Below are 20,458 nucleotides of genomic sequence, written 5' to 3'. Positions count from 1 at the left end.
AGTCTTGTGAACAGTGTCCGGGCCTTTAAAACAAAGCCCACTGCGATTGCAGTGGGCTTTGGGTTCAACAGGGAGCGTGTGATTACTTCACAGGCGCTTCTGTCTTGGTGCCATCTTTGTGCCAGGTGTAAACGACGAATTTGAAGTCTTTCAAGTCACCCTTGGCGTCGAACGACAGCTCACCGGTAGGAGTCTTGAAGGTGCCCGCGTGAATGGCAGCAGCCACTTTGGCGGTGTCTTCGGACTTGGCGGTTTTGATGGCCTCGGCGATCACTTCGACGGCAGCGTAGGCCGGGAACACGAACGGACCGCTCGGGTCTTCTTTCTTCGCGGCGAACGCGTCAACCAGCGCCTTGTTTGACGGGTCTTGGTCGAACGATTTTGGCAGGGTCACAAGCAGGCCTTCGGAAGCGTCCTGAGCGATCTGCGAGATCGACGCGTTGCCCACGCCTTCCGGGCCCATGAAGCCGGCTTTCAGGCCTTTTTCTTGCGCCTGACGCAGGATCAGACCCAGCTCAGGGTGGTAGCCGCCGTAGTAAACGAAATCGACGTTGGCTTGTTTCAGCTTAGCGATCAGCGAGGAGAAGTCTTTGTCGCCGGCGTTGATGCCTTCGAACACAGCGACTTTCACGCCGTCTTTTTCCAGAGTTTGTTTTACGGCAGTGGCGATGCCTTCGCCGTACTGCTGCTTGTCGTGGATGACCGCCACGACTTTAGGTTTGACCTGCTTGGCGATGTATTCGCCAGCGGCCGGGCCCTGGGCGCTGTCCAGACCGATGGTGCGGAAGATCAGTTTGTAACCACGGGCAGTGATTTGCGGGCTGGTGGCAGCCGGGGTCACCATGATGATGCCTTCGTCTTCGTAGATGTCGGACGCAGGCTGGGTAGAGCTGGAGCACAGGTGACCGACCACGAACTTGACGCCGTCGTTGACCACTTTGTTGGCGACGGCTACCGCTTGTTTAGGGTCGCAGGCGTCGTCATATTCCACGGCTTCGAGCTTCTTGCCATCCACGCCGCCTTTGGCGTTGATCTGTTCGATGGCCATTTTGGCGCCGCTGAACTGCATGTCGCCATATTGTGCGACGGGGCCGGTTTTAGGGCCGGCGATGCCGATCTTGATGGTGTCAGCTGCGAACGAATGGCTGGCAATCCCCGCCAGAACCAGTGCGGCAAACAGCTTGGAAATCTGATTAATACCCTTAGTCATGATGCTCCACTCTTGCGTTGTCGTTTTTATAATCCTGACGGCCGATAGGCACAGGACCGGATTAACGTATCCAGGCCACACCCCGGGCAACTGTACCGGAACAGTTTAGAGCGCCGGTCGAGCGCTTGAAAAGCTGGCTGCGGGGGGCAAAGCCTGTTGGTGTCGCTTAATCGACAGAAAGATACACAATCATGCCGGTCGATCTTTGACTGATGTCCCCATATCCACCGGCTTGTGCGAAGTTCTCTGCAATCAATCACTTGAATCTGGGTTTGTCTGGAGAAAACCGGACGCTATCATTGCCCCCGATTTCCAACTCGGTGAAACCCATGACGCAAGAACCTAGCACCCTCTATGCCAAACTGCTTGGTGAGACGGCCTCAATTACCTGGAAAGAATTGCAACCGTTTTTTGCAAAGGGTGCCCTGTTGTGGGTCGAGCCATCGCAGGATTTGATCGCGGTTGCAGAGGCATTTGCCGAGAACGACGAGGCCGCAGTGGCTGCATGGCTAGGCGCCGGGGACGTTGGCAAGGTCGCTGAGTCGCGGGCCTTGGACCTGCTGGCACGTGATCCTGCGTTGTGGGCCGTGGTTGTAGCACCCTGGGTGCTGGTCCAGGAGAGGGCGTCTCATCCTTAGGTGCTTTATTTTGGTGCGCTTAGTGATGGCAAAGTGGGTAAGTCCGTAACCGTCGGCTGCGGTCGGGTAGCGAAAAATCCCATGACAGTGCCTGCTTTTCTGTAGAGCCAACTTGTTGGCGAGACGGGATCTGGGGTGAATCAGGTCAGCCGCCTCGCGAACAAGGCCAGACTCGATGCAATGGCGATCACGATCGACAGGCCGAACAACAGGGGGGCGTAATACTGGGTAGCGCTGGAGCGCATCGCCGACATGCCCACGTAATGCATGGCTGCAATACCAAGCCCCATGCACGGGGCGGCCAACAGATATTACCCCGGCCCCAGCGACGCCCGGTTCAGCGCGCGCATCGCGACCAGCCCCGCAAACAGCGCAATGATCAGCGACGCCACCGTGATCGGCAGGTCGTAATGTATTTCCAGCGGCGTCTGGAACGACAACATGCTAATGAAATGCATGGCCCAGATGCCCACGGCCAGGCATAACGCGTCCAGCCAGCGCCAGCGCATCCTGACATTGAGATTTTCCACATGATCCACGCGTTCGGCAATGTTCAGCGTGGCGAAACTGGCAGCGCAGGCCACTAGATAGGCGAGCAACACAAGAGAAGGGTTGTGGTTGCAGGTCATCATCAGGCGGCCGTCTGCGGGGATGGCGGATAAAATTGTATGCCTAGCCATTCCATCGGGTGCCCCTGCTTCTAAATTCAAGGTTGCCATCATTCGGATAGAATTGCTGGCAATTTGGAATGGTTATAGATATCCGTTTGGGTTGGTCAGCCAATGCAGGACCCGGGTATCAACTATTTCGAAATAGAGCTGCTTGCTAATGGTTATAAGAAAATAGACGGTCTTGTGCAGATATGCGTCTAGCTCAATGATCCTCATCCATCCGCTTTACGAATGTTTACAGACACAGGTCTTTTACAGATTTAGATTGCGCAGACAAGTAGTCCCCAAATAACAAAAAAACCAGACGGATGACTCATGGGCGAAACTTCGATTGCGGCTAATCAACAAGCGACGAATGCGTGGCGCGTTCTATTCCTGCTGTTTCTCGCCAACCTGTTCAACTTCTTCGACCGCACCATCCCGGCCATCATCATTGAGCCGATCCGCATGGAGTGGCACCTGAGCGATTTTCAGCTGGGGATCATCGGCACCGGGTTCACGCTGGTTTATGCCATTGCCGGGTTGCCGCTTGGGCGCATGGCTGATAACGGCTCGCGGCGCAAATTGATGGGCTGGGGGTTGGCGGTGTGGAGCGGGCTGACGGCGGTGAATGGCCTGGCGGGCAATTTCTGGACGTTTCTGCTGGTGCGCATGGGGGTCGGCATTGGCGAGGCGAGTTACGCGCCAGCCGCCAATTCGCTGATTGGCGACTTGTTTCCGGCGCACAAACGGGCACGCGCCATGGGCATCTTTATGCTCGGGTTGCCGCTGGGGCTGTTGTTGGCGTTCTTCACAATTGGCGCGATGGTGCAAGCGTTCGGAAGCTGGCGGGCACCTTTCTTTATTGCCGCGGTGCCGGGTTTGATTCTGGCAGTGTTCATGTTTTTCATTCGCGAGCCACAACGGGGCGCGGCCGAGAGTGTGAAAATGTCCCGTGAGAAGATACACAAGCCGATCCGCAGCGTATTGGCAATTCCCACGTTTCGCTGGTTGGTACTTGCCGGGCTGGCGTTTAACTTCGCGACCTACGCCTGCAACTCGTTCATGGTGCCCATGCTCCAGCGTTATTTCCTGCTGCCCTTGCAGGAAGCTGCGATGGCCACTGGTTTGATCGTCGGCGTCACTGGTCTGGTGGGGCTGACCGCGGGCGGTTGGGTGGCCGACAAGCTGCATCAGCGCACGCGCAACGGGCGGCTGCTGTTTGCGGCGTTCAGCATGCTGGTTGCTGCACTGACCACGGGCTACGCGTTGCATGCCGGGCGAATCGAGATCGGTCTGTTCGTCGCGGTGTTCAGTGTTGGCTGGCTGTTTTCCTACAACTTCTACACGTGCGTCTATACCGCGATTCAAGACGTAGTGCAGCCGCGCTTGAGGGCAACGGCGATGGCGTTGTTCTTCGCTGGCCTGTACTTGCTGGGAGGGGGACTGGGACCGGTGGTGGTTGGGTTGCTGTCAGATCATTTTGCCCACGCCGCGATGTACGCAGCTCAGGCCGGGCAAATGACGGAAGCCTTCAAGGCGGTGGGTCTGCACGATGCGATGTACTTGATACCGGTGGCGCTGGGTTTTGCGCTGGTGTTCCTGGTGCAGGGCTCGCGGTGTTTCAGTCGCGATGCCGAACGGATGCGCGAGGGAATGGTGGCTGATGCCCCGGAAGTGCAAGGCGCCAGGCCGTCGGTGGCCTGAGGCGTGTAACGGGCGTCATCGCGGCCAATAGCTTGTATGAGCGCGTTTATCAGCAAAACAGGGGACAAATTTATTTACGGTGAGGCGTTGTAAATAAGATCAGTCCCCTGTGTCGCAGTCTCAACCCGCCACCAACACCCGGATTGCTTCCAGGCCCAGCCACTTATAGGGCTTTTGGCCGTTGACCTTGGCGGTCTCGACCAAGCTGTAAATCTGAGCACTCGCCGTGGCGCCTTTGGGCGTGCCGCTGAAGAGCCATGTCTTGCGACCTATGACAAACGGCTTTATCGCTTTTTCAGCTGCATTGTTGTCGATCAGTAAAAGACCGGCCTCCACATAGCGCTCCAGGCGGATACAAAACATCGATCAGGAGATCACGTTGTTTGCTCTGTCCAACCTGTGGATGATGCGACAACGATTGCTGAATGCAAGAGAGGTGCGCCTGTAATGCGGACAATGAGCGCTGAAAAGCGCTTGTTCGCAGAAAAAGAAGAGTTGGGCGAGCGAAAATCCTGATTTTCGATTGAATCGACATTTTTTGAACCCTGAAACAACGGTTGGATTAAAGCGTCAGCCTACTTCAGACCTTTCTTGGCTGTCCGTCATCCCGGTTAATATAGCCATTAGGATCCTTTGTATACGCTCAAATTTTCATCTGTAGCCGATCCATCCAAAATACTTAACAAAAAAAACTTTTCTCTTGCGTTTGATATGAAAGTCAATTGAATCAAGGATGCCGGTAAAAAAAATATATTCCTCTACTCCAAATCTCTCGGGGATAAAACAAAGGTCGTACCATGAAAGAATTTCATCAACTGATAAATTACCGGACTTTTGGAGCTTTATATAAGTTGAGATATCCTTTCTTAGAGAAAGGGCGGCACAATAGGGTTTTTTTGACATCCACTGCTCAATGATTTCTTCAGTAGTGAGCTGTCCATCTCTTTGATCTTCGGGTAGATAGTCAAGTATTCCGTCACCCAACTCTTTCATAAAATCTACCAGCTCCATATATCCGCGCATTACAAAAACCTCAAGGTATCGGAAAGGCAGTTAGGATATATTTGGGCATGTGATTGAACTCGGCGAACTCTATAATCACCCTGACTTTTGTCATGGTAACTGGAACATTGGGTGCGGAACGGAATATCCCCCACCCTATATCCCGCTTCGCATCGAAATTTAAAACTAGGCGATTATTTTTACGTATAAATTGAGTTTGGGAAACATCATAATTCTGAGGTGATTTGCTTTCAATGTTTGGCTTACTGCCCATTCCGCAATTTCTATCCGTTCAAAAGTAGACATTACAGGCGCAGATCTAAGCTTTTTAAGGCGCTTCTGTAATCCGGGAATATCTTTTTGAAAATGATCTTCCAGCGTATGACCACCCGGGGATTTTTTGGGCACGTTTTTGGGTTGTTCGCTAACCTCCACCGTCATCCTACCAGCGCGGATCGAAGAAACTCGAAATGCGTTATACATAGATGCAGTAGTTAGGGGAACTACGAATTCAGTGGCTAGCCCAATAACTTGACCAGTCTCTCGAGAAGCACCCAATGCCTCGGCCGCACTCATTCCAGCCTTGAAAGCGTAAGAATTAGTTTCCTCACCAGTCAAGATCTGATTGGAAGCAGCAGCTAGCTGATCGGATGCGTGAACGCCCATAGCTACGCAACCGACTTTAGAGATCATAGTTGGCTCAGGCAACGCACACAGCACGCCCGAACCAGCAAGTTCGATAATTCCGCCTGCAAGCCGCAAGCTACCAAAGATTCGATTGGACATCATCTCTGCAGGCGTAAGAGATTCATGCGTTAGCACTGCCGCCATTTGAGCGGTATTGAGGATTACGCGAAAGCTACCATCATCAGACATAAAGCATTTCCTTACGCAAAAAGCTTGTTAGCAGTCCTGTCCCGGCCACCAGAAGCAATACTAGCGCTCCCACCACCGGCGCGTCGCTGTTGAGAGTATTAGAATTTGATTCGGCCGTAATTCAGAGTTACAACTATTACAGGTAATCCGGATTGTTCGGCGCCCTGATCGCTCACCATCGAGATCAACACCTCTTCAAACACTGTATCCAGATACTTGTTTTTTTTCAGTACCTGCACGATGGGCTTGAATAATCACGGTTTTAATGTGCGACCCTCTGCAGCAAAGCTCAAACGGCTTAGGCACTGCGCGATCAATGCACTTGCTGATCTGGAAATCTCCGAGGGAAATGCCCCAGCAGAGGCACCACCGCTGGAGCTGGCTGTATGACTAATCGCGGAACTGGGTGTTAGTGGTAGGAAGAGAGTTCGATCCAACTTTTGTGTCATCGTCAAGGTACTCACTCTCAATACCATCGACATTCATAAACGCATCAAAAGTCATAAAAGCTAACTGCTTCTCGCAAAAATCTTGAGATAAAAAAATACAACCGCATTTACGCTATAATTGCCAGCGCAACGTGTCCTTGGTTTAACTGCACGTCGTGAGGTGCCCACAAACCTGACCAGTCAGCAAACGTGTCAATACTGACTGTTAGGCTTCCTCCTGGCCAAAACAGGGGACAGATTTATTTACGGTGAGGCGTTGTAAATAAGATCAGTCCCCTGTGTCGCAGTCTTAACCCGCCACCAACACCCGGATCGCTTCCAGACGCAGCGCGGCTTTGTCCAGCATGGCCAGGCCTTGCTCACGCAACTCGCGCAACGCCGCCAGTTCGCTGTCGCGCACGGTCGGGTTGACCGCTTGCAGCGCGGTCAGGCGTGCCAGCTCTTCGTCGGTGTCGGCTGCCAGTCGGCGCTGGGCTTCGGCCACGCGCTCGATGTGCTTGGGTGCGATCTTGGCTTCACCGGCATTGATCCGCGGAGTGAGGACGTCCCGCTGAGCCTGAATGAACTTGTTGGCGCTGGCGCGGGGCACACTTTCCAGTTGCTCATTGAGCTTGGTGAATGACACGCCATTGGACAGGTCGTTGCCATTGGCATCCAGCAGGCAGCGCAATGCAGCCGGCGGCAGGTAGCGGCCCAGTTGCAGCGAACGCGGCGCAACCACTTCACTGACGTAGAGCAGTTCGAGCAGCACGGTTCCGGGTTTCAGCGCCTTGTTCTTGATCAGCGCCACGGCGGTGTTGCCCATCGAACCGGCCAGCACCAGGTCCATGCCGCCCTGAACCATCGGGTGCTCCCAGGTCAGGAATTGCATGTCCTCGCGGGACAGCGCCTGGTTGCGGTCGTAAGTGATGGTCACGCCTTCGTCGTCGCCCAGCGGGAAACTGGCATCGAGCATTTTCTCGCTCGGCTTGAGGATCAGCGCGTTTTCCGAATGGTCTTCGCTGTCGATGCCGAACGCATCGAACAAGGTTTCCATATAGATAGGCAGCGCGAACTGATCGTCCTGCTCGAGAATCGCCTCGACCAGCGCATCGCCTTCGCCAGCGCCGCCCGAATTCAGCTCCAGGAGACGGTCGCGACCGGTGTGCAGCTCGGTTTCCAGACGCACACGTTCGCTTCGCGCCTCGTCCACCAACGCTTGCCAGTTATCACCGTCACTGCTTTCAAGCAACGGCAGCAGGCGCGGGCCAAACTGATGTTGCAGCGCATTACCGGTAGGGCACGTGTTGAGAAAGGCATTGAGCGCTTCGTGGTACCACTGGAACAGACGCTCCTGCGGGCTGGTTTCAAGGTACGGCACGTGCAACTCGATGATGTGCTTCTGGCCGATCCGGTCCAGACGGCCGATGCGCTGCTCAAGCAGGTCCGGGTGAGCAGGCAGGTCGAACAGCACCAAGTGGTGTGAAAACTGGAAGTTTCGGCCTTCGCTGCCGATTTCCGAACAGATCAGTACCTGCGCACCAAACTCTTCGTCGGCGAAGTAGGCTGCGGCGCGGTCGCGCTCAAGGATGTTCATGCCTTCGTGGAAGACCGTGGCGGGAATGCCGGAGCGCACGCGCAGTGCGTCTTCCAGATCCATGGCGGTTTCGGCGTGGGCGCAGATCACCAGTACTTTGACGCGCTTGAGCATTTTCAGCGTGTCGATCAGCCAGTCAACGCGCGGATCGAAGCGCCACCAGCGCTCGTCTTCTGGCGTCTCCATTTGCGACTGAAAGCTGACTTCCGGGTACAGGTCGGCGTGTTCGCCAATCGGCAACTCCAGATATTGCGCAGGGCAGGGAAGCGGGTACGGGTGCAGTTTGCGCTCCGGGAACCCTTGCACGGCGGCGCGGGTGTTACGGAACAGCACGCGGCCTGTGCCGTGGCGGTCGAGTAACTCGCGGATCAGGCGGGCACTGGCTTCGGCATCGCCATCGGCCACGGCGCCCAGCAACGCTTCGCCTTCAGAACCGAGGAACCCGTGAATGGTCTCGTGCGCCTTGGGCGACAGACGACCCTTGTCCAGCAACTCCTGAACGGCTTCGGCCACCGGGCGATAGTTCTCGCTCTCGGCGCGGAAGGCGTGCAGGTCGTGGAAGCGGTTGGGGTCTAGCAGTCGCAGGCGCGCGAAGTGGCTGTCCTGACCGAGCTGTTCAGGCGTCGCAGTCAGCAGCAGGACACCGGGAATGACCTCGGCCAGTTGCTCGACCAGCGAGTACTGCGGGCTGGCCTTGTCTTCATGCCAGACAAGGTGGTGAGCTTCGTCGACTACCAGCATGTCCCAACCCGCAGCGAACAGCGCGTCCTGGGCTTTTTCGTCTTCGACCAGCCATTCCAGCGACACCAGTGCAAGCTGGGTGTCTTCGAACGGGTTGCTGGCGTCGCTTTCCATGAAACGCTCGGCGTCGAACAGCGCAACTTGCAGGTTGAAACGACGGCGCATCTCGACCAGCCATTGATGCTGCAGGTTTTCCGGCACCAGAATCAGTATCCGGTTGGCCCGCCCCGAGAGCAGTTGACGGTGGATGATCAAGCCCGCCTCGATGGTCTTGCCCAGGCCTACTTCGTCAGCCAGCAACACCCGCGGCGCAATGCGGTCGGCGACTTCGCGGGCTATGTGCAACTGATGCGCGATGGGTTGGGCACGAACGCCGCCCAGGCCCCACAACGAAGATTGCAACTGGCGGCTGGTGTGTTCCAGCGTGTGATAGCGCAGGGAGAACCACGGCAGTGGATCGATCTGGCCGGCGAACAGGCGATCGCTCGCCAGGCGGAACTGAATAAAGTTGGAGAGTTGGGTTTCGGGCAGGGTGACAGGTTGATTCTGTGCGTTGAGCCCGTGATAGACCAGCAAGCCATCGACGTCGTCGACTTCGCGAACGGTCATTTTCCAGTTTTCGAAATGGGTGATCACGTCACCCGGAGAGAACCGCACGCGTGTCAGCGGCGCATTGCGCAGCGCGTATTGACGCGTGTCGCCAGTGGCCGGATAGAGCACGGTCAACAAGCGGCCATCCTGTGCCAGAACGGTGCCTAAACCCAGCTCGGCTTCGCTGTCGCTAATCCAGCGTTGCCCCGGTTGATACTGCTGCGCCATGCTGCCTGACTCCCGCCGTGAAAAAGCCGACTATGTTAACGGAACAAGGCGCTCAGGCCAAAGATACATTGCAAAAGCCCCCGTATTCGCTGGTCGACCGGTCGGTTTTGGCACGTGTTGGGAAAAACATAGTCCAAACTTGCGCCGCGCACGGCTCAAGTCGACGAAAAGGCGGCCGACAGGGATATATCAGGAGACCATTATCATGCTGCCACCGTTAATCCCATTGAGCGCGGCCCCCGTGACCTCGCAACTGGATCCGGTCAAATCGACTCCGGAGATCCCGCCAGTGGTTGCGGTACAGCCGGGTTCGAGCGAGACCACCATCGACATGCGCGAGCGTGCGCCCGAGCAGGGTGAATTGCTGCTGCGTGAAGAGCAGCGCAGGCGCGATAGAAGACGCGGCGACCGACGCGCGGCCGATCGTCATCCCGAAGTGCAGCAAGAACCATTGGCCGTGCCGGGTGATTCGTTGAACGCGGACAATACTGTCCCGGTCATCCCGATCATCGACGACGAGCCGCGCAAAGGTTTATGGCTGGATCTGAAGGTCTGAGAACCGAGGCTGCTGGTCAGGCGCGAGCCGATTGCGCATTATTGCCGGCATTACGAATGTGAGAGCCGCCCCGCCATGAGCGATGACGAAAAGCTGGTAGACCTCGGCGCCGAACGCGCCAAGCGTGTGCATGACCTGAATGACAAGCGTCTCAACGAAGTTCGTCAGGCGTTTGAACAGGCCATGCCACTGGGCAAGGTCAAGAAAAAGCCCAAGAGCAAACCGAAGAAGCGCTGAGTTTTTTGCTGCGTTGCTCTGCAGGCGCGAATTTATTCGCGAGACGGCCTGTCTGACACCGCTTCCTCAGGCGCTTCGCCAACAAGTTGGCTCCTACAGAATCAGTGTTTCAGCCAACCGTAATCGTCGGCAAGTCCGCCAGCGTGACGGTCTGCAACTTGCGAGGGGCGAGGATTTCAGCTTCGCCGTCTACGACCAGCTCATCTTTCTGGTTGAAGACACGAGTGGCGATGCGCACGCGAAATTTTGGCATCTTCTCGAGAATTTCCAGGCGCACGGTCAGCATGTCGCCAATCTTCACCGGTTTTTGAAAGGTCATCTGCTGGCTCAGATAAATAGTGCCCGGCCCTGGCAGCTCACACGCAACGGCTGCACTGATCAGTGCGCCGCTGAACATCCCGTGCGCAATGCGCTCCTTGAACATGCTCTTGCCCGCAAACTCGGCGTCCAGGTGAACCGGGTTTCGGTCGCCCGACATCTCGGCGAAGAGTTGAATGTGGCGCTCTTCGACCATCTTGCTGTAGCTGGCGGTCTGGCCAACTTCTAGGGCCTCATACGGGGTGTTGGTGACTTCGGTCATTGAACAATCCTGTGACATCTGAGTGATAAAACGACAGTCCGGACGATCAGTCTGGCTGGCGGGGTCGTGGCTGGGCCAGCGCCCGTTCGAGCCAGGCGAGTAGATCACGGGTGACTTCATCGCGGTTGGTTTCATTGAACAGTTCGTGCCGCGCTCCGGGGTAAAGGTTCAGCGTTACCCATTGATGCCCCGAGGCCTTGTACGCATCGGCAAGATCGTTCAGACGCTTGCCGTCGCTCACCGGATCACATTGGCCGCCGATTATCAGCAAGGGAAGACCGTGATCGATGTGCGTCAGTTGGCCCGGTTGGCTGATGTGTTGCAATCCGCCAATCAGGTCCACCCAGAATTGATTGGTGCAGCGAAACCCGCACAGCGGATCTTTTACGTACAGATCGACCTCGACAGGGTCGCGGCTCAGCCAGTCAAAAGGCGTACGTACGGGTTTGAATGCCTTGTTGAACGAGCCGAACGACAAGAACTCGATGAGCGCGCTGCGGCCTTTCGCGTCCTGCCGCCAGCGTTCGAAGCGGGCGAGGAGGGCGGCGCTGCGGTAGAACGAGAGCGGTCGAAAATTCGAGCCGCTGAGAATGGCGCCCTGCACACCAGCGCTGTGCTTCAGCAGATAAGCCTGCGCGACGTAACTGCCCATGCTGTGACCCAGCAGGAACACAGGCACACCCGGATGCCGTTTGCCGATGGCATCTTTCAGGCTGGCGAGATCCCCTACCACTTTGTCCCAGCCGTCCTGATCGGCGAAATGCCCGAGCAGGCCGTGAGCTGCCGTGCGCCCGTGACCCCTTTGATCGTGGGCATACAGGGCGAAACCGGCCGCGCTCATGGCGGCGCCCAGCCTCGCGTAGCGTCCGCTGTGATCGGTCATGCCATGGGAAAGCATGACCACGGCTTTGGCTCCGGCGACCGGAACCCACGCATTGACATACAAACGGCTCTGATCGTAGGCATCAAGCCAAAACGCTTCATGCTTCATGGCGTTTCTCTGGCCTTGTAAGAATTTGTCTTGAAAAGCCGCGTGTAAGCGCTTTGATTTTTATGTATAGACCACGGCAGATGAGAGTCTCATCACCCACAAGATTCACCCTGTTGATAACGCTGTCTGGCCTATTTGCCTTCCCTGCGTTAGCTGATAACGTCCGGCAAGCATCCGCGGGGCAACACGCGGCCAGCACTCTCAGGTAAGAGGATAAAAACAACATGCAACCTGAATTCTGGAACGACAAACGCCCGGCGGGCGTACTCCCTGAGGTGGATCTGCGCGCGTACAAGTCAGTGGTTGAAGTGTTCGAGCGCAGCTGCAAAAAATACTCGGATCGCCCTGCCTTCAGCAATATGGGCGTCACTATTACTTACGCGCAACTGGATCGCCACTCCGCCGCGTTCGCCGCTTACCTGCAACAGCAAACCGATCTTAAGCCCGGTGATCGCATCGCCGTGCAAATGCCCAACCTGATTCAGTACCCGATTGCCGTGTTCGGCGCGATCCGGGCGGGGCTGATCGTGGTCAACACCAATCCGCTCTATACCCCCCGCGAAATGCGCCACCAGTTCAAGGATTCGGGCGCACGCGCTCTGGTGTACCTGAACCTGTTTGGCAAAAACGTTCAGGAAGTGCTGCCCGATACCGAGCTTCAGTACCTGATCGAAGTGAAGATGGGCGATATGCAATCGGCGGCCAAAGGATGGCTGATCAACACCGTCGTCGACAAGATCAAAAAGATGGTGCCCGACTATCAGTTGCCTCAGGCCGTGTCCTTCAAAAGCATTTTGAAACGTGGGCGCGGCGATCACTTGCAGGCTGTGCAGCTGGACCTCGAAGACATCGCGGTTTTGCAATACACCGGTGGCACCACTGGCTCGCCCAAAGGCGCGATGCTGACCCACGGCAATCTGGTTGCCAACATGCAGCAGGTCTATGCCTGCATGTTGCAGCACGGCGCTGACGGGCTGCCTATCTTCAGGCAAGGCAGCGAAATCATGATTGCGCCGCTGCCGCTGTATCACATCTATGCGTTCACGGTTAACTGCATGTGCATGATGGTCAGCGGCAACCACAACGTGTTGATCACCAACCCGCGCGACATTGGCGGCTTCATCAAAGAACTGAAAAACTGGCGCTTCTCGGCCATGATCGGCCTCAACACCCTGTTCGTCGCGCTGATGGAACACCCGGATTTCAAGACGCTGGATTTCTCCACCTTGCGCCTGACCAACTCGGGCGGTACGGCATTGGTGAAGTCCACTGCCGAGCGCTGGGAGCAGCTCACTGGCTGCCCTATCGTTGAAGGCTATGGCTTGACGGAGACCTCGCCGGTTGCCACCGCCAATCCCTACGGCAGCCAGTCGCGACTGGGTACGGTCGGGATGCCTGTGCCGGGTACGACCGCGAAAATCATTGACGACGAAGGCGTCGAGATGCCCGTTGGCGAGCGCGGCGAGTTGTGCCTGAAAGGACCGCAGATCATGCTGGGTTACTGGCACCGTCCGGACGCCACCGCCGAGGTTCTGGACGCTGATGGCTGGTTGAAGACCGGCGACATTGGGGTGATTGATCCCGATGGCTTCATTCGCATCGTCGACCGCAAAAAGGACCTGATCATCGTCTCGGGTTTCAACGTCTACCCCAACGAAATCGAAGACGTGATCATGCGTCATCCAAAAGTTGCAAGCTGCGCGGTCATCGGCGTGCCGGACGAGCGCTCAGGCGAGGCCGTGAAGCTGTTTGTCGTCCCCAGGGAGTCGAGCCTTACCTGCGAGGAACTCAAGGCTTACTGCAAACAGAACTTCACGGGCTACAAGATTCCCAAGCAGATCGTATTGCGTGAGTCTTTGCCGATGACGCCTGTGGGCAAAATCCTCAGGCGCGAGTTGCGAGACACTGCCTGAAGCCTGCAAACCCAAAAAACGGCGTGTGAAGACACGCCGTTTTTTTTTGCGCGACTCCCCGACCCGGATTCTGTAGGAGCGAATTCACTCGCGAAGCAATCGTTCAGACGGTAGGGATATGCCTGTGGCACAAATCTCTCTTGAACAAGTTCGCTCCTACAGAACGCTTTGCGCCCAGTTGAAGAATGTCATTTTCGACATTTAGGTTCATTGCTCTAAATGTGACCGAGAAATATTCAAGAGTCATATTTGTGACTGCGGGGGCCGCTATTGGCCCTAGGCGACCCCAAGCAAAGCTGCTACTCTCGGCCCGCTTTTCGCCCTCATGGTGAGCTGAAAAGCGCGAGCTGCACCATTCCAAACACAAGAAATCGCCGCAATAAGCGGTGTGTAGAAATCGCTGTCGCTGAGGAGTCGGCTTCCATGATTGAAAACTTCTGGAAGGATAAATATCCGTCTGGTATCGCCGCCGATATCGATCCTGACGAGTATCCAAACGTTCAGGCTGTATTGAAACAGTCCTGTGAGCGTTTCGGCAACAAACCGGCTTTCAGCAACCTGGGCAAAACACTCACTTATGGTGAGATGTATGCGCTGTCCGGCGCCTTCGCCGCTTACCTGCAACAACACACAGACCTGCAACCGGGTGACCGCATTGCCGTGCAGTTGCCCAACGTCCTGCAGTACCCGATTGCCGTGTTCGGCGCCATTCGCGCCGGGCTGATCGTGGTCAATACCAACCCGCTGTACACCGCGCGGGAAATGGAACATCAATTCAACGACTCCGGCGCCAAGGCGCTGGTCTGCCTGGCCAACATGGCGCACCTGGCCGAAAAGGTCGTGCCCAAGACCGGCGTCAAACACATCATCGTCACCGAAGTCGCCGACCTGCTGCCGCCGCTCAAGCGTCTGCTGGTCAACAGTGTCATCAAGTACGTTAAAAAGATGGTGCCGGCGTATCACCTGCCCAATGCGATCAAGTTCAATGACGTGCTGGCCAAAGGTCGCGGTCAGCCGGTCAAGGACGCATCGCCCGAGAGCGGCGATGTTGCGGTCCTGCAGTACACCGGTGGCACCACCGGCATCGCCAAAGGCGCAATGCTCACCCACCGCAACCTCATCGCCAACATGCTGCAATGCAGGGCGTTGATGGCGTCGAACCTCAACGAAGGCAGTGAAAACCTCATCACGCCGTTGCCGCTTTACCACATTTACGCGTTCACCTTTCACTGCATGGCGATGATGCTGATTGGCAACCACAACATCCTGATCAGCAACCCGCGTGACCTGTCGGCGATGGTCAAGGAACTGTCGAAGTGGAAGTTCAGCGGGTTCGTGGGTCTCAACACGTTGTTCGTGGCGCTGTGTAATAACCAGGAGTTTCGTCGCCTGGATTTCTCGTCGCTGAAAGTCACGCTGTCGGGCGGCATGGCGCTGCAACAAGCGGCCGCCGAGCGCTGGAAAGAGGTGACCGGCTGCGAGATATGCGAAGGCTACGGTATGACCGAAACCAGTCCGGTTGCCAGTGTCAACCCGATCCAGAAAATCCAGATGGGCACTATCGGCATTCCGGTCCCGTCCACGCTGTGCAAAACCATCAACGATGCAGGCGAAGAACTGCCGTTCGGCGAAGTGGGCGAACTTTGCATCAAAGGTCCGCAAGTAATGAAGGGCTACTGGCAGCATCAGGATGCCACCGATGAAATGCTCGACGCCGAGGGCTGGTTGAAGACCGGTGACATCGCGATCATTCAGCCCGACGGCTACATGCGCATTGTCGATCGCAAAAAGGACATGATTCTGGTGTCCGGTTTCAACGTTTACCCCAACGAGCTGGAAGACGTGCTGGCAACTTTGCCGGGCGTTCTCCAGTGCGCGGCGATTGGTGTACCCGACGAGAAGTCGGGCGAATCGATCAAGATTTTCATCGTCACCAAACCGGGCGCAACGCTGACCAAGGACCAGGTGATGGAGCACATGCGCGCCAACGTCACGGCCTACAAAGTGCCGCGCAGTGTGGAGTTCAGAGATGCGCTGCCGACCACCAACGTAGGCAAGATCCTGCGCCGTGAACTGCGTGATGGCGAAATCAAAAAGCTGGCGCTCAAAAAACAGGCTTGACTCACGCAGTTGCCAAACCCCGCCGCGTGCGGGGTTTCTTTTGATCTACGCCTACCTTGTAGGAGCGCGCTTGCCCGCGAATGCATTCGTCCAGTCACCATCGATTGACCTGACCCAACGCCATCGCGGGCAAGCGCGCTCCTACAAAGATTCGAGCACGTGCGCAGATATGCATCCCCCCGCTCAAATCTGCGACAATCCGCGCCCTGCTTTTCAAATGAAGACCCTGCGCCGCTGATGACCGACGAATCGCCCTCCATCGACCAACTGCTGAAAAACCTCGACCACGCGATGATCAGTGATCGTCATCGCTTGCGCCGTCAGTTGCACGATCTGCGCAAGAAGCCGGACGAGGCGAAGCTGGCGCAATGGGTCGAGCGGGTTCAGGCCTCGTGCGCCCAGGTGCTGGCGCGCAAAAACAGCGTGCCGACCATTCGCTACGACGACAACCTGCCGATCGCCGCCAAGCGCGACGAAATCAAAGACGCGCTGCTCAAGCACCAAGTGCTGATCATCGCTGGCGAAACCGGCTCGGGCAAAACCACTCAGTTGCCGAAAATCTGTCTGGAAATCGGCCGTGGTCAGCACGGGCTGATCGGCCATACCCAGCCCCGCCGGATTGCCGCACGCAGCGTCGGTAGCCGCGTCGCCGAAGAAATCGGCACACCCCTTGGCGCGTTGGTTGGCTATCAGGTGCGGTTCGAAGACCAGAGCGACAGCAGCACCCTCATCAAACTCATGACCGACGGCATCCTGCTGGCCGAAACCCAGCACGACCGCTTTCTTGAGCGCTACGACACGATCATCGTCGACGAAGCCCACGAACGCAGCCTCAACATCGACTTCCTGCTGGGCTATCTGAAAACCCTGCTGCCACGGCGTCCGGACCTGAAAGTCATCATCACCTCGGCCACCATTGACCTTGAGCGCTTCTCGGAGCATTTCGATAAAGCGCCGATCATTGAGGTGTCGGGCCGTACGTTTCCGGTGGAGACGATCTACCGTCCGCTCACTTCACAGCAGGACGAAGACGGCAACAGCGTCGAAGAAGACCTGACGGTCGATCAGGCGATTCTGGCCACGCTGGACGAGCTGGCGGCCATGGAGCGCAGCGAGCGTAAATCCCCCGGCGATGTGCTGGTGTTTCTGCCCGGCGAGCGCGAGATTCGCGACGCGGCCGAGATGCTGCGCAAGGCGCAACTCAGGCACACCGAAATCCTGCCGCTTTACGCGCGCCTTTCGCCTGCCGAACAGCAGCGCATTTTTCAGTCGCATCCGGGTCGTCGTGTGGTACTGGCCACCAACGTCGCCGAAACCTCGCTGACCGTGCCGGGTATCCGCTACGTCATCGACACCGGCACCGCGCGCATCAGCCGCTACAGCTATCGCGCCAAGGTGCAGCGCTTGCCCATCGAGGCTATTTCCCAGGCCAGCGCCAATCAGCGTAAAGGCAGATGCGGTCGGGTCGAACCCGGACTCTGCGTGCGTTTGTACAGCGAAGAAGATTTCAACAGTCGTCCAGGCTTCACCGATCCGGAAATTCTGCGCACTAACCTTGCGGCCGTGATTCTTCAGATGCTGCATTTGCGTCTGGGCGAGATCACCGATTTCCCCTTCATCGAGCCGCCCGACGGCAAGGCCATCAGCGACGGCTTCAACCTGTTGCAGGAGCTCTCGGCGGTCAACCGCGAGAACCAGCTGACGCCGATGGGCCGTCAACTGGCGCGCCTGCCGGTTGACCCGCGCATGGGCCGCATGCTGCTGGAAGCTGCCAGACAGGGCAGTTTGCAGGAAGTGCTGATCGTCGCCAGCGCGATGTCGATTCAAGACCCGCGTGAGCGCCCACCGGAACGTCAGCAGGCAGCCGATCAGGCTCACGCGCAATGGAAGGACCAGGACTCGGATTTCGCCGGACTGGTCAATCTGTGGCGCGGTTTTGAGGAGCAGCGCCAGGCACTGACCGCCAGCCCGTTGCGCAACTGGTGCCGTCGTAACTTCCTCAATTACCTGCGGCTGCGCGAGTGGCGCGATTCCCATCGTCAACTGAGCCTGATCTGCCGCGATCTGCAACTGACGGTCAATAAAGAGCCGGCCGACTTCCCGAAATTTCACAAAGCCGTTTTGTCCGGTCTGCTCAGCCAGATCGGCCAGAAGACTGAAGAAGGCGATTACCTCGGCGCCCGTCAACGGCGTTTCTGGGTGCATCCATCGTCGGGCCTGGGTCGCAAGCGTCCGCAGTGGATCATGGCCGCTGAACTGGTCGAGACCACCAAGCTGTACGCGCGCATGGTGGCCAAGATAGAGCCGGACTGGATCGAACCGCTGGCCGGGCACCTGATCAAGAAAAACCATTTCGAGCCGCACTGGGAGAAGAAGCGCGGGCAGGTCGTCGCTTTTGAACAGATCACCCTGTTCGGGCTGATCGTGGTGGGGCGTCGGCCAGTGCATTTCGGGCCGATTGATCCGGTGGTGTCCCGTGAGTTTTTCATCCGCGAAGGGCTGGTGCGCGGCGAGATTCAGTCCCGTGCCAAATGCCTGACCGCCAATGCCAGGCTGCTGGAAGAACTCGACGAACTTGAAGCCAAGGCGCGTCGCCGCGACATTCTGGCGGACGAAGAAACCCTCTACCGTTTTTACGATGAGCGTCTGCCGGCCGAGATTCACCAGACCGCGACGTTCGACAGTTGGTACAAGACCGAAAGCCAGAAACACCCTCAGTTGCTGATCATGCGCGAGGAAGACGTGCTGGCCCGCGAAGCCAGCGAGGTCACGGCCAATCAATACCCGGACACGTTGCGCCTTGGCGATCTGACCCTGTCGCTCACTTACCATTTTGAACCCAACCATCCGCGTGACGGCGTGACGGTGCGTGTGCCCGCGCCGCTGCTGCTGTCCTTGCCTGCCGAGCGCCTGGAGTGGCTGGTGCCGGGGCTGCTGGAAACCAAGTGCATTGCGCTGGTTCGCAACCTGCCCAAGGCGCTGCGCAAAAACTTCGTGCCGGTGCCTGATTTCGTCAAAGCCGCTTTGCAGCGCATGACCTTTGGTGAGGGCTCGCTGACGCACGCGCTGGGCCGCGAGCTGTTGCGCATGACCGGGGCACGTGTTTCTGATGAAGCGTGGCTTGAGGCGACGCAACAGCTTGAAAGCCACCTGAAGATGAACCTCGAAATTGTCGACGGCGACGGCAAGTTTCTGGGCGAAGGCCGCGAACTGGATGAGCTGACCGCACGGTTTGCTCAAGCCAGTCAGGCGGCGTTGGCCGTGCCGCAAACCGCCAAAAGTCAGCAACCGGTGGAGCCGAAAGGGTTTGCAGCCGTGGCCCAGCAGACCCAGCAGAACATCGCCGGCCTGTCGATGACGGTCTATCCGGCATTGGTCGAAGAGGGTGGCGCGGTCAAGGAAGGACGGTTCTCGACCGCCACCGAGGCCGAATATCAACACCGTCGAGCCTTGCAGCGGCTGTTGTTGCAACAACTGGCCGAGCCTGCGAAGTTCCTGCGCAGCAAACTGCCTGGGCAGACCGAGCTGGGGCTGCTGTACCGCGAATTGGGCCGCGTCGATGCGCTGATCGAAGACATTCTGCTGGCGAGTCTCGACACCTGCATTCTGGAGGGTGAAGCCAGCCTGCCTCGTGACGGTGCCGGTTTGCTGTCACTGGCCGAGCGCAAGCGCGGCGCACTCACCGAGCACGCCGAGCGCCTGGCGAAGCTGACCCTGGAAATCCTCAAGCTGTGGCACGGCCTGCAAAAGCGTTTCAAGGGCAAGATCGATCTCGCCCAGGCAGTTGCCCTCAACGACATCAAGTCGCAACTGAGCAAATTGGTTTATCCGGGCTTTGTGCGCGAAACCCCTTCGCAATGGCTCAAGGAATTGCCGCGCTATCTGAAAGCCATTGAAATGCGCCTGGAAAAACTGCCGGCGCAAGTGCAGAAAGACCGGGTCTGGAGCATCGAGCTTGCGAACCTGTGGGCGCAGTACCAGGCCCGCGCCGACAAGCACGGCCAAGAGGGCAAGCGCGACGATGAGCTGGTGGTCTACCGCTGGTGGATGGAGGAATACCGCGTCTCGTTGTTCGGCCAGCAACTGGGGACCAAGGTGCCGATTTCAGACAAGCGACTGAGCAAGCAGTGGGCGGCTGTCGAGGGCTGATTCGGGACGCTGATCCGCTACCGGGCGCTGCCGGGCTTCTGCCGAAGGCGTGGGCGCCCTGCTTGCAGGCGATCTGCCGGGCACCGGCAGCAAAACCTGACAACGTGGTCGTTCTGATACACCGCGTTCACCGGGTCCGATGCCGCGTCGCAGCAGAACGTCGGCAAGCCAGACTCCTCCGGCCAGAAGCGCAAGCGCGACCGCGCCAAACCGCGGCCGATATGGCAAACTTCGCGCCTAAAA

The 20,458-nt window shown here is 57.4% G+C and carries 14 protein-coding genes and 3 pseudogenes; 7 read left to right on the top strand and 10 right to left on the bottom strand.

What is annotated here, in order from left to right:
• Positions 1 to 82 precede the first annotated feature (82 nt).
• The gene (locus OYW20_RS18985; RefSeq protein ID WP_268797460.1) at positions 83 to 1,210 is read right to left on the bottom strand and encodes a branched-chain amino acid ABC transporter substrate-binding protein; all 1,128 of its coding nucleotides are present in this window, start codon (positions 1,208 to 1,210) and stop codon (positions 83 to 85) included.
• Positions 1,211 to 1,539: 329 nt separating this feature from the next.
• Here OYW20_RS18985 and OYW20_RS18980 point away from each other — a divergent pair, with 329 nt between their 5' ends.
• The gene (locus OYW20_RS18980) at positions 1,540 to 1,848 is read left to right on the top strand and encodes a DUF2288 domain-containing protein (protein WP_268797459.1); all 309 of its coding nucleotides are present in this window, start codon (positions 1,540 to 1,542) and stop codon (positions 1,846 to 1,848) included.
• A gap of 164 nt (positions 1,849 to 2,012) precedes the next feature.
• Here the strand turns inward: OYW20_RS18980 and OYW20_RS18975 are convergent.
• Positions 2,013 to 2,533, bottom strand: a pseudogene (locus tag OYW20_RS18975) (MHYT domain-containing protein); the annotation flags it as partial.
• Between the two features lie 301 nt (positions 2,534 to 2,834).
• On the opposite strand from OYW20_RS18975, the gene OYW20_RS18970 reads away from it, so the two are divergent.
• Entirely contained in the window at positions 2,835 to 4,205 is a 1,371-nt protein-coding gene (locus tag OYW20_RS18970) for a spinster family MFS transporter (RefSeq protein WP_268797458.1), read from the top strand.
• Positions 4,206 to 4,361: 156 nt separating this feature from the next.
• On the opposite strand, the pseudogene OYW20_RS18965 reads toward OYW20_RS18970, so the two are convergent.
• From OYW20_RS18965 to rapA, 6 genes and pseudogenes are all read right to left on the bottom strand, one after another.
• A pseudogene (locus OYW20_RS18965) lies at positions 4,362 to 4,556 on the bottom strand (IS66 family transposase); the annotation flags it as partial.
• A gap of 300 nt (positions 4,557 to 4,856) precedes the next feature.
• Positions 4,857 to 5,228 (bottom strand): hypothetical protein, encoded by a 372-nt coding sequence (locus OYW20_RS18960; RefSeq protein WP_268797457.1) that lies wholly within the window; start codon positions 5,226 to 5,228, stop codon positions 4,857 to 4,859.
• A gap of 10 nt (positions 5,229 to 5,238) precedes the next feature.
• A complete protein-coding gene (locus OYW20_RS18955) occupies positions 5,239 to 5,481 on the bottom strand; it encodes an RNase A-like domain-containing protein (protein ID WP_268797456.1) in 243 nt (80 codons plus the stop codon).
• Positions 5,394 to 6,083: an RNase A-like domain-containing protein gene (locus OYW20_RS18950; protein ID WP_268797455.1), complete on the bottom strand. Its 690-nt coding sequence runs from the start codon at positions 6,081 to 6,083 to the stop codon at positions 5,394 to 5,396. The genes OYW20_RS18955 and OYW20_RS18950 overlap by 88 nt, the downstream gene beginning before the upstream one ends.
• Positions 6,084 to 6,094: 11 nt before the next feature.
• Positions 6,095 to 6,587: pseudogene (locus OYW20_RS26015) on the bottom strand (Hcp family type VI secretion system effector).
• Between the two features lie 234 nt (positions 6,588 to 6,821).
• Positions 6,822 to 9,668, bottom strand: coding sequence for an RNA polymerase-associated protein RapA (rapA, locus tag OYW20_RS18940; RefSeq protein WP_268797453.1), 2,847 nt, complete (start codon positions 9,666 to 9,668; stop codon positions 6,822 to 6,824).
• 205 nt (positions 9,669 to 9,873) lie between these two features.
• Here rapA and OYW20_RS18935 point away from each other — a divergent pair, with 205 nt between their 5' ends.
• A complete protein-coding gene (locus OYW20_RS18935) occupies positions 9,874 to 10,224 on the top strand; it encodes an aspartate-semialdehyde dehydrogenase (protein ID WP_268797452.1) in 351 nt (116 codons plus the stop codon).
• Positions 10,225 to 10,299: 75 nt separating this feature from the next.
• Positions 10,300 to 10,461 carry a hypothetical protein gene (locus OYW20_RS18930; RefSeq protein ID WP_268797451.1) on the top strand — a complete coding sequence of 54 codons (162 nt, stop codon included), beginning with the start codon at positions 10,300 to 10,302 and terminating at the stop codon, positions 10,459 to 10,461.
• 109 nt (positions 10,462 to 10,570) lie between these two features.
• On the opposite strand, the gene OYW20_RS18925 is transcribed toward OYW20_RS18930, so the two are convergent.
• Positions 10,571 to 11,041: a MaoC family dehydratase gene (locus OYW20_RS18925; RefSeq protein WP_268797450.1), complete on the bottom strand. Its 471-nt coding sequence runs from the start codon at positions 11,039 to 11,041 to the stop codon at positions 10,571 to 10,573.
• Positions 11,042 to 11,087: 46 nt separating this feature from the next.
• Positions 11,088 to 12,032, bottom strand: coding sequence for an alpha/beta hydrolase (locus tag OYW20_RS18920; protein WP_268797449.1), 945 nt, complete (start codon positions 12,030 to 12,032; stop codon positions 11,088 to 11,090).
• A 224-nt stretch (positions 12,033 to 12,256) separates the two neighbouring features.
• Here OYW20_RS18920 and fadD2 point away from each other — a divergent pair, with 224 nt between their 5' ends.
• The 3 genes from fadD2 to hrpA all read left to right on the top strand — a co-directional run bounded on the left by fadD2 (position 12,257) and on the right by hrpA (position 20,215).
• Positions 12,257 to 13,945 (top strand): long-chain-fatty-acid--CoA ligase FadD2, encoded by a 1,689-nt coding sequence (gene fadD2 / locus OYW20_RS18915; protein WP_268797448.1) that lies wholly within the window; start codon positions 12,257 to 12,259, stop codon positions 13,943 to 13,945.
• A gap of 423 nt (positions 13,946 to 14,368) precedes the next feature.
• Positions 14,369 to 16,066, top strand: coding sequence for a long-chain-fatty-acid--CoA ligase FadD1 (gene fadD1 / locus OYW20_RS18910; protein ID WP_268797447.1), 1,698 nt, complete (start codon positions 14,369 to 14,371; stop codon positions 16,064 to 16,066).
• A 237-nt stretch (positions 16,067 to 16,303) separates the two neighbouring features.
• On the top strand, positions 16,304 to 20,215 hold the full coding sequence (gene hrpA / locus OYW20_RS18905) for an ATP-dependent RNA helicase HrpA (RefSeq protein WP_268797446.1): 3,912 nt from the start codon (positions 16,304 to 16,306) through the stop codon (positions 20,213 to 20,215).
• Positions 20,216 to 20,458: the final 243 nt, after the last annotated feature.

Origin of the sequence: Pseudomonas sp. BSw22131 (assembly GCF_026810445.1) — a bacterium.
GTDB classification, from domain to species: Bacteria; Pseudomonadota; Gammaproteobacteria; order Pseudomonadales; family Pseudomonadaceae; genus Aquipseudomonas; species Aquipseudomonas huanghezhanensis.
This window is presented reverse-complemented; position numbering and strand designations above follow the sequence as displayed.

Excerpts from the sequence above, each read along its gene's own strand:
- OYW20_RS18985 (WP_268797460.1), bottom strand. The coding sequence starts at position 1,210 with ATGACTAAGGGTATTAATCAGATTTCCAAGCTGTTTGCCGCACTGGTT.
- OYW20_RS18980 (WP_268797459.1), top strand. The coding sequence starts at position 1,540 with ATGACGCAAGAACCTAGCACCCTCTATGCCAAACTGCTTGGTGAGACG.
- OYW20_RS18970 (WP_268797458.1), top strand. The coding sequence starts at position 2,835 with ATGGGCGAAACTTCGATTGCGGCTAATCAACAAGCGACGAATGCGTGG.
- OYW20_RS18960 (WP_268797457.1), bottom strand. The coding sequence starts at position 5,228 with ATGCGCGGATATATGGAGCTGGTAGATTTTATGAAAGAGTTGGGTGAC.
- OYW20_RS18955 (WP_268797456.1), bottom strand. The coding sequence starts at position 5,481 with ATGGGCAGTAAGCCAAACATTGAAAGCAAATCACCTCAGAATTATGAT.
- OYW20_RS18950 (WP_268797455.1), bottom strand. The coding sequence starts at position 6,083 with ATGTCTGATGATGGTAGCTTTCGCGTAATCCTCAATACCGCTCAAATG.
- rapA (WP_268797453.1), bottom strand. The coding sequence starts at position 9,668 with ATGGCGCAGCAGTATCAACCGGGGCAACGCTGGATTAGCGACAGCGAA.
- OYW20_RS18935 (WP_268797452.1), top strand. The coding sequence starts at position 9,874 with ATGCTGCCACCGTTAATCCCATTGAGCGCGGCCCCCGTGACCTCGCAA.
- OYW20_RS18930 (WP_268797451.1), top strand. The coding sequence starts at position 10,300 with ATGAGCGATGACGAAAAGCTGGTAGACCTCGGCGCCGAACGCGCCAAG.
- OYW20_RS18925 (WP_268797450.1), bottom strand. The coding sequence starts at position 11,041 with ATGACCGAAGTCACCAACACCCCGTATGAGGCCCTAGAAGTTGGCCAG.
- OYW20_RS18920 (WP_268797449.1), bottom strand. The coding sequence starts at position 12,032 with ATGAAGCATGAAGCGTTTTGGCTTGATGCCTACGATCAGAGCCGTTTG.
- fadD2 (WP_268797448.1), top strand. The coding sequence starts at position 12,257 with ATGCAACCTGAATTCTGGAACGACAAACGCCCGGCGGGCGTACTCCCT.
- fadD1 (WP_268797447.1), top strand. The coding sequence starts at position 14,369 with ATGATTGAAAACTTCTGGAAGGATAAATATCCGTCTGGTATCGCCGCC.
- hrpA (WP_268797446.1), top strand. The coding sequence starts at position 16,304 with ATGACCGACGAATCGCCCTCCATCGACCAACTGCTGAAAAACCTCGAC.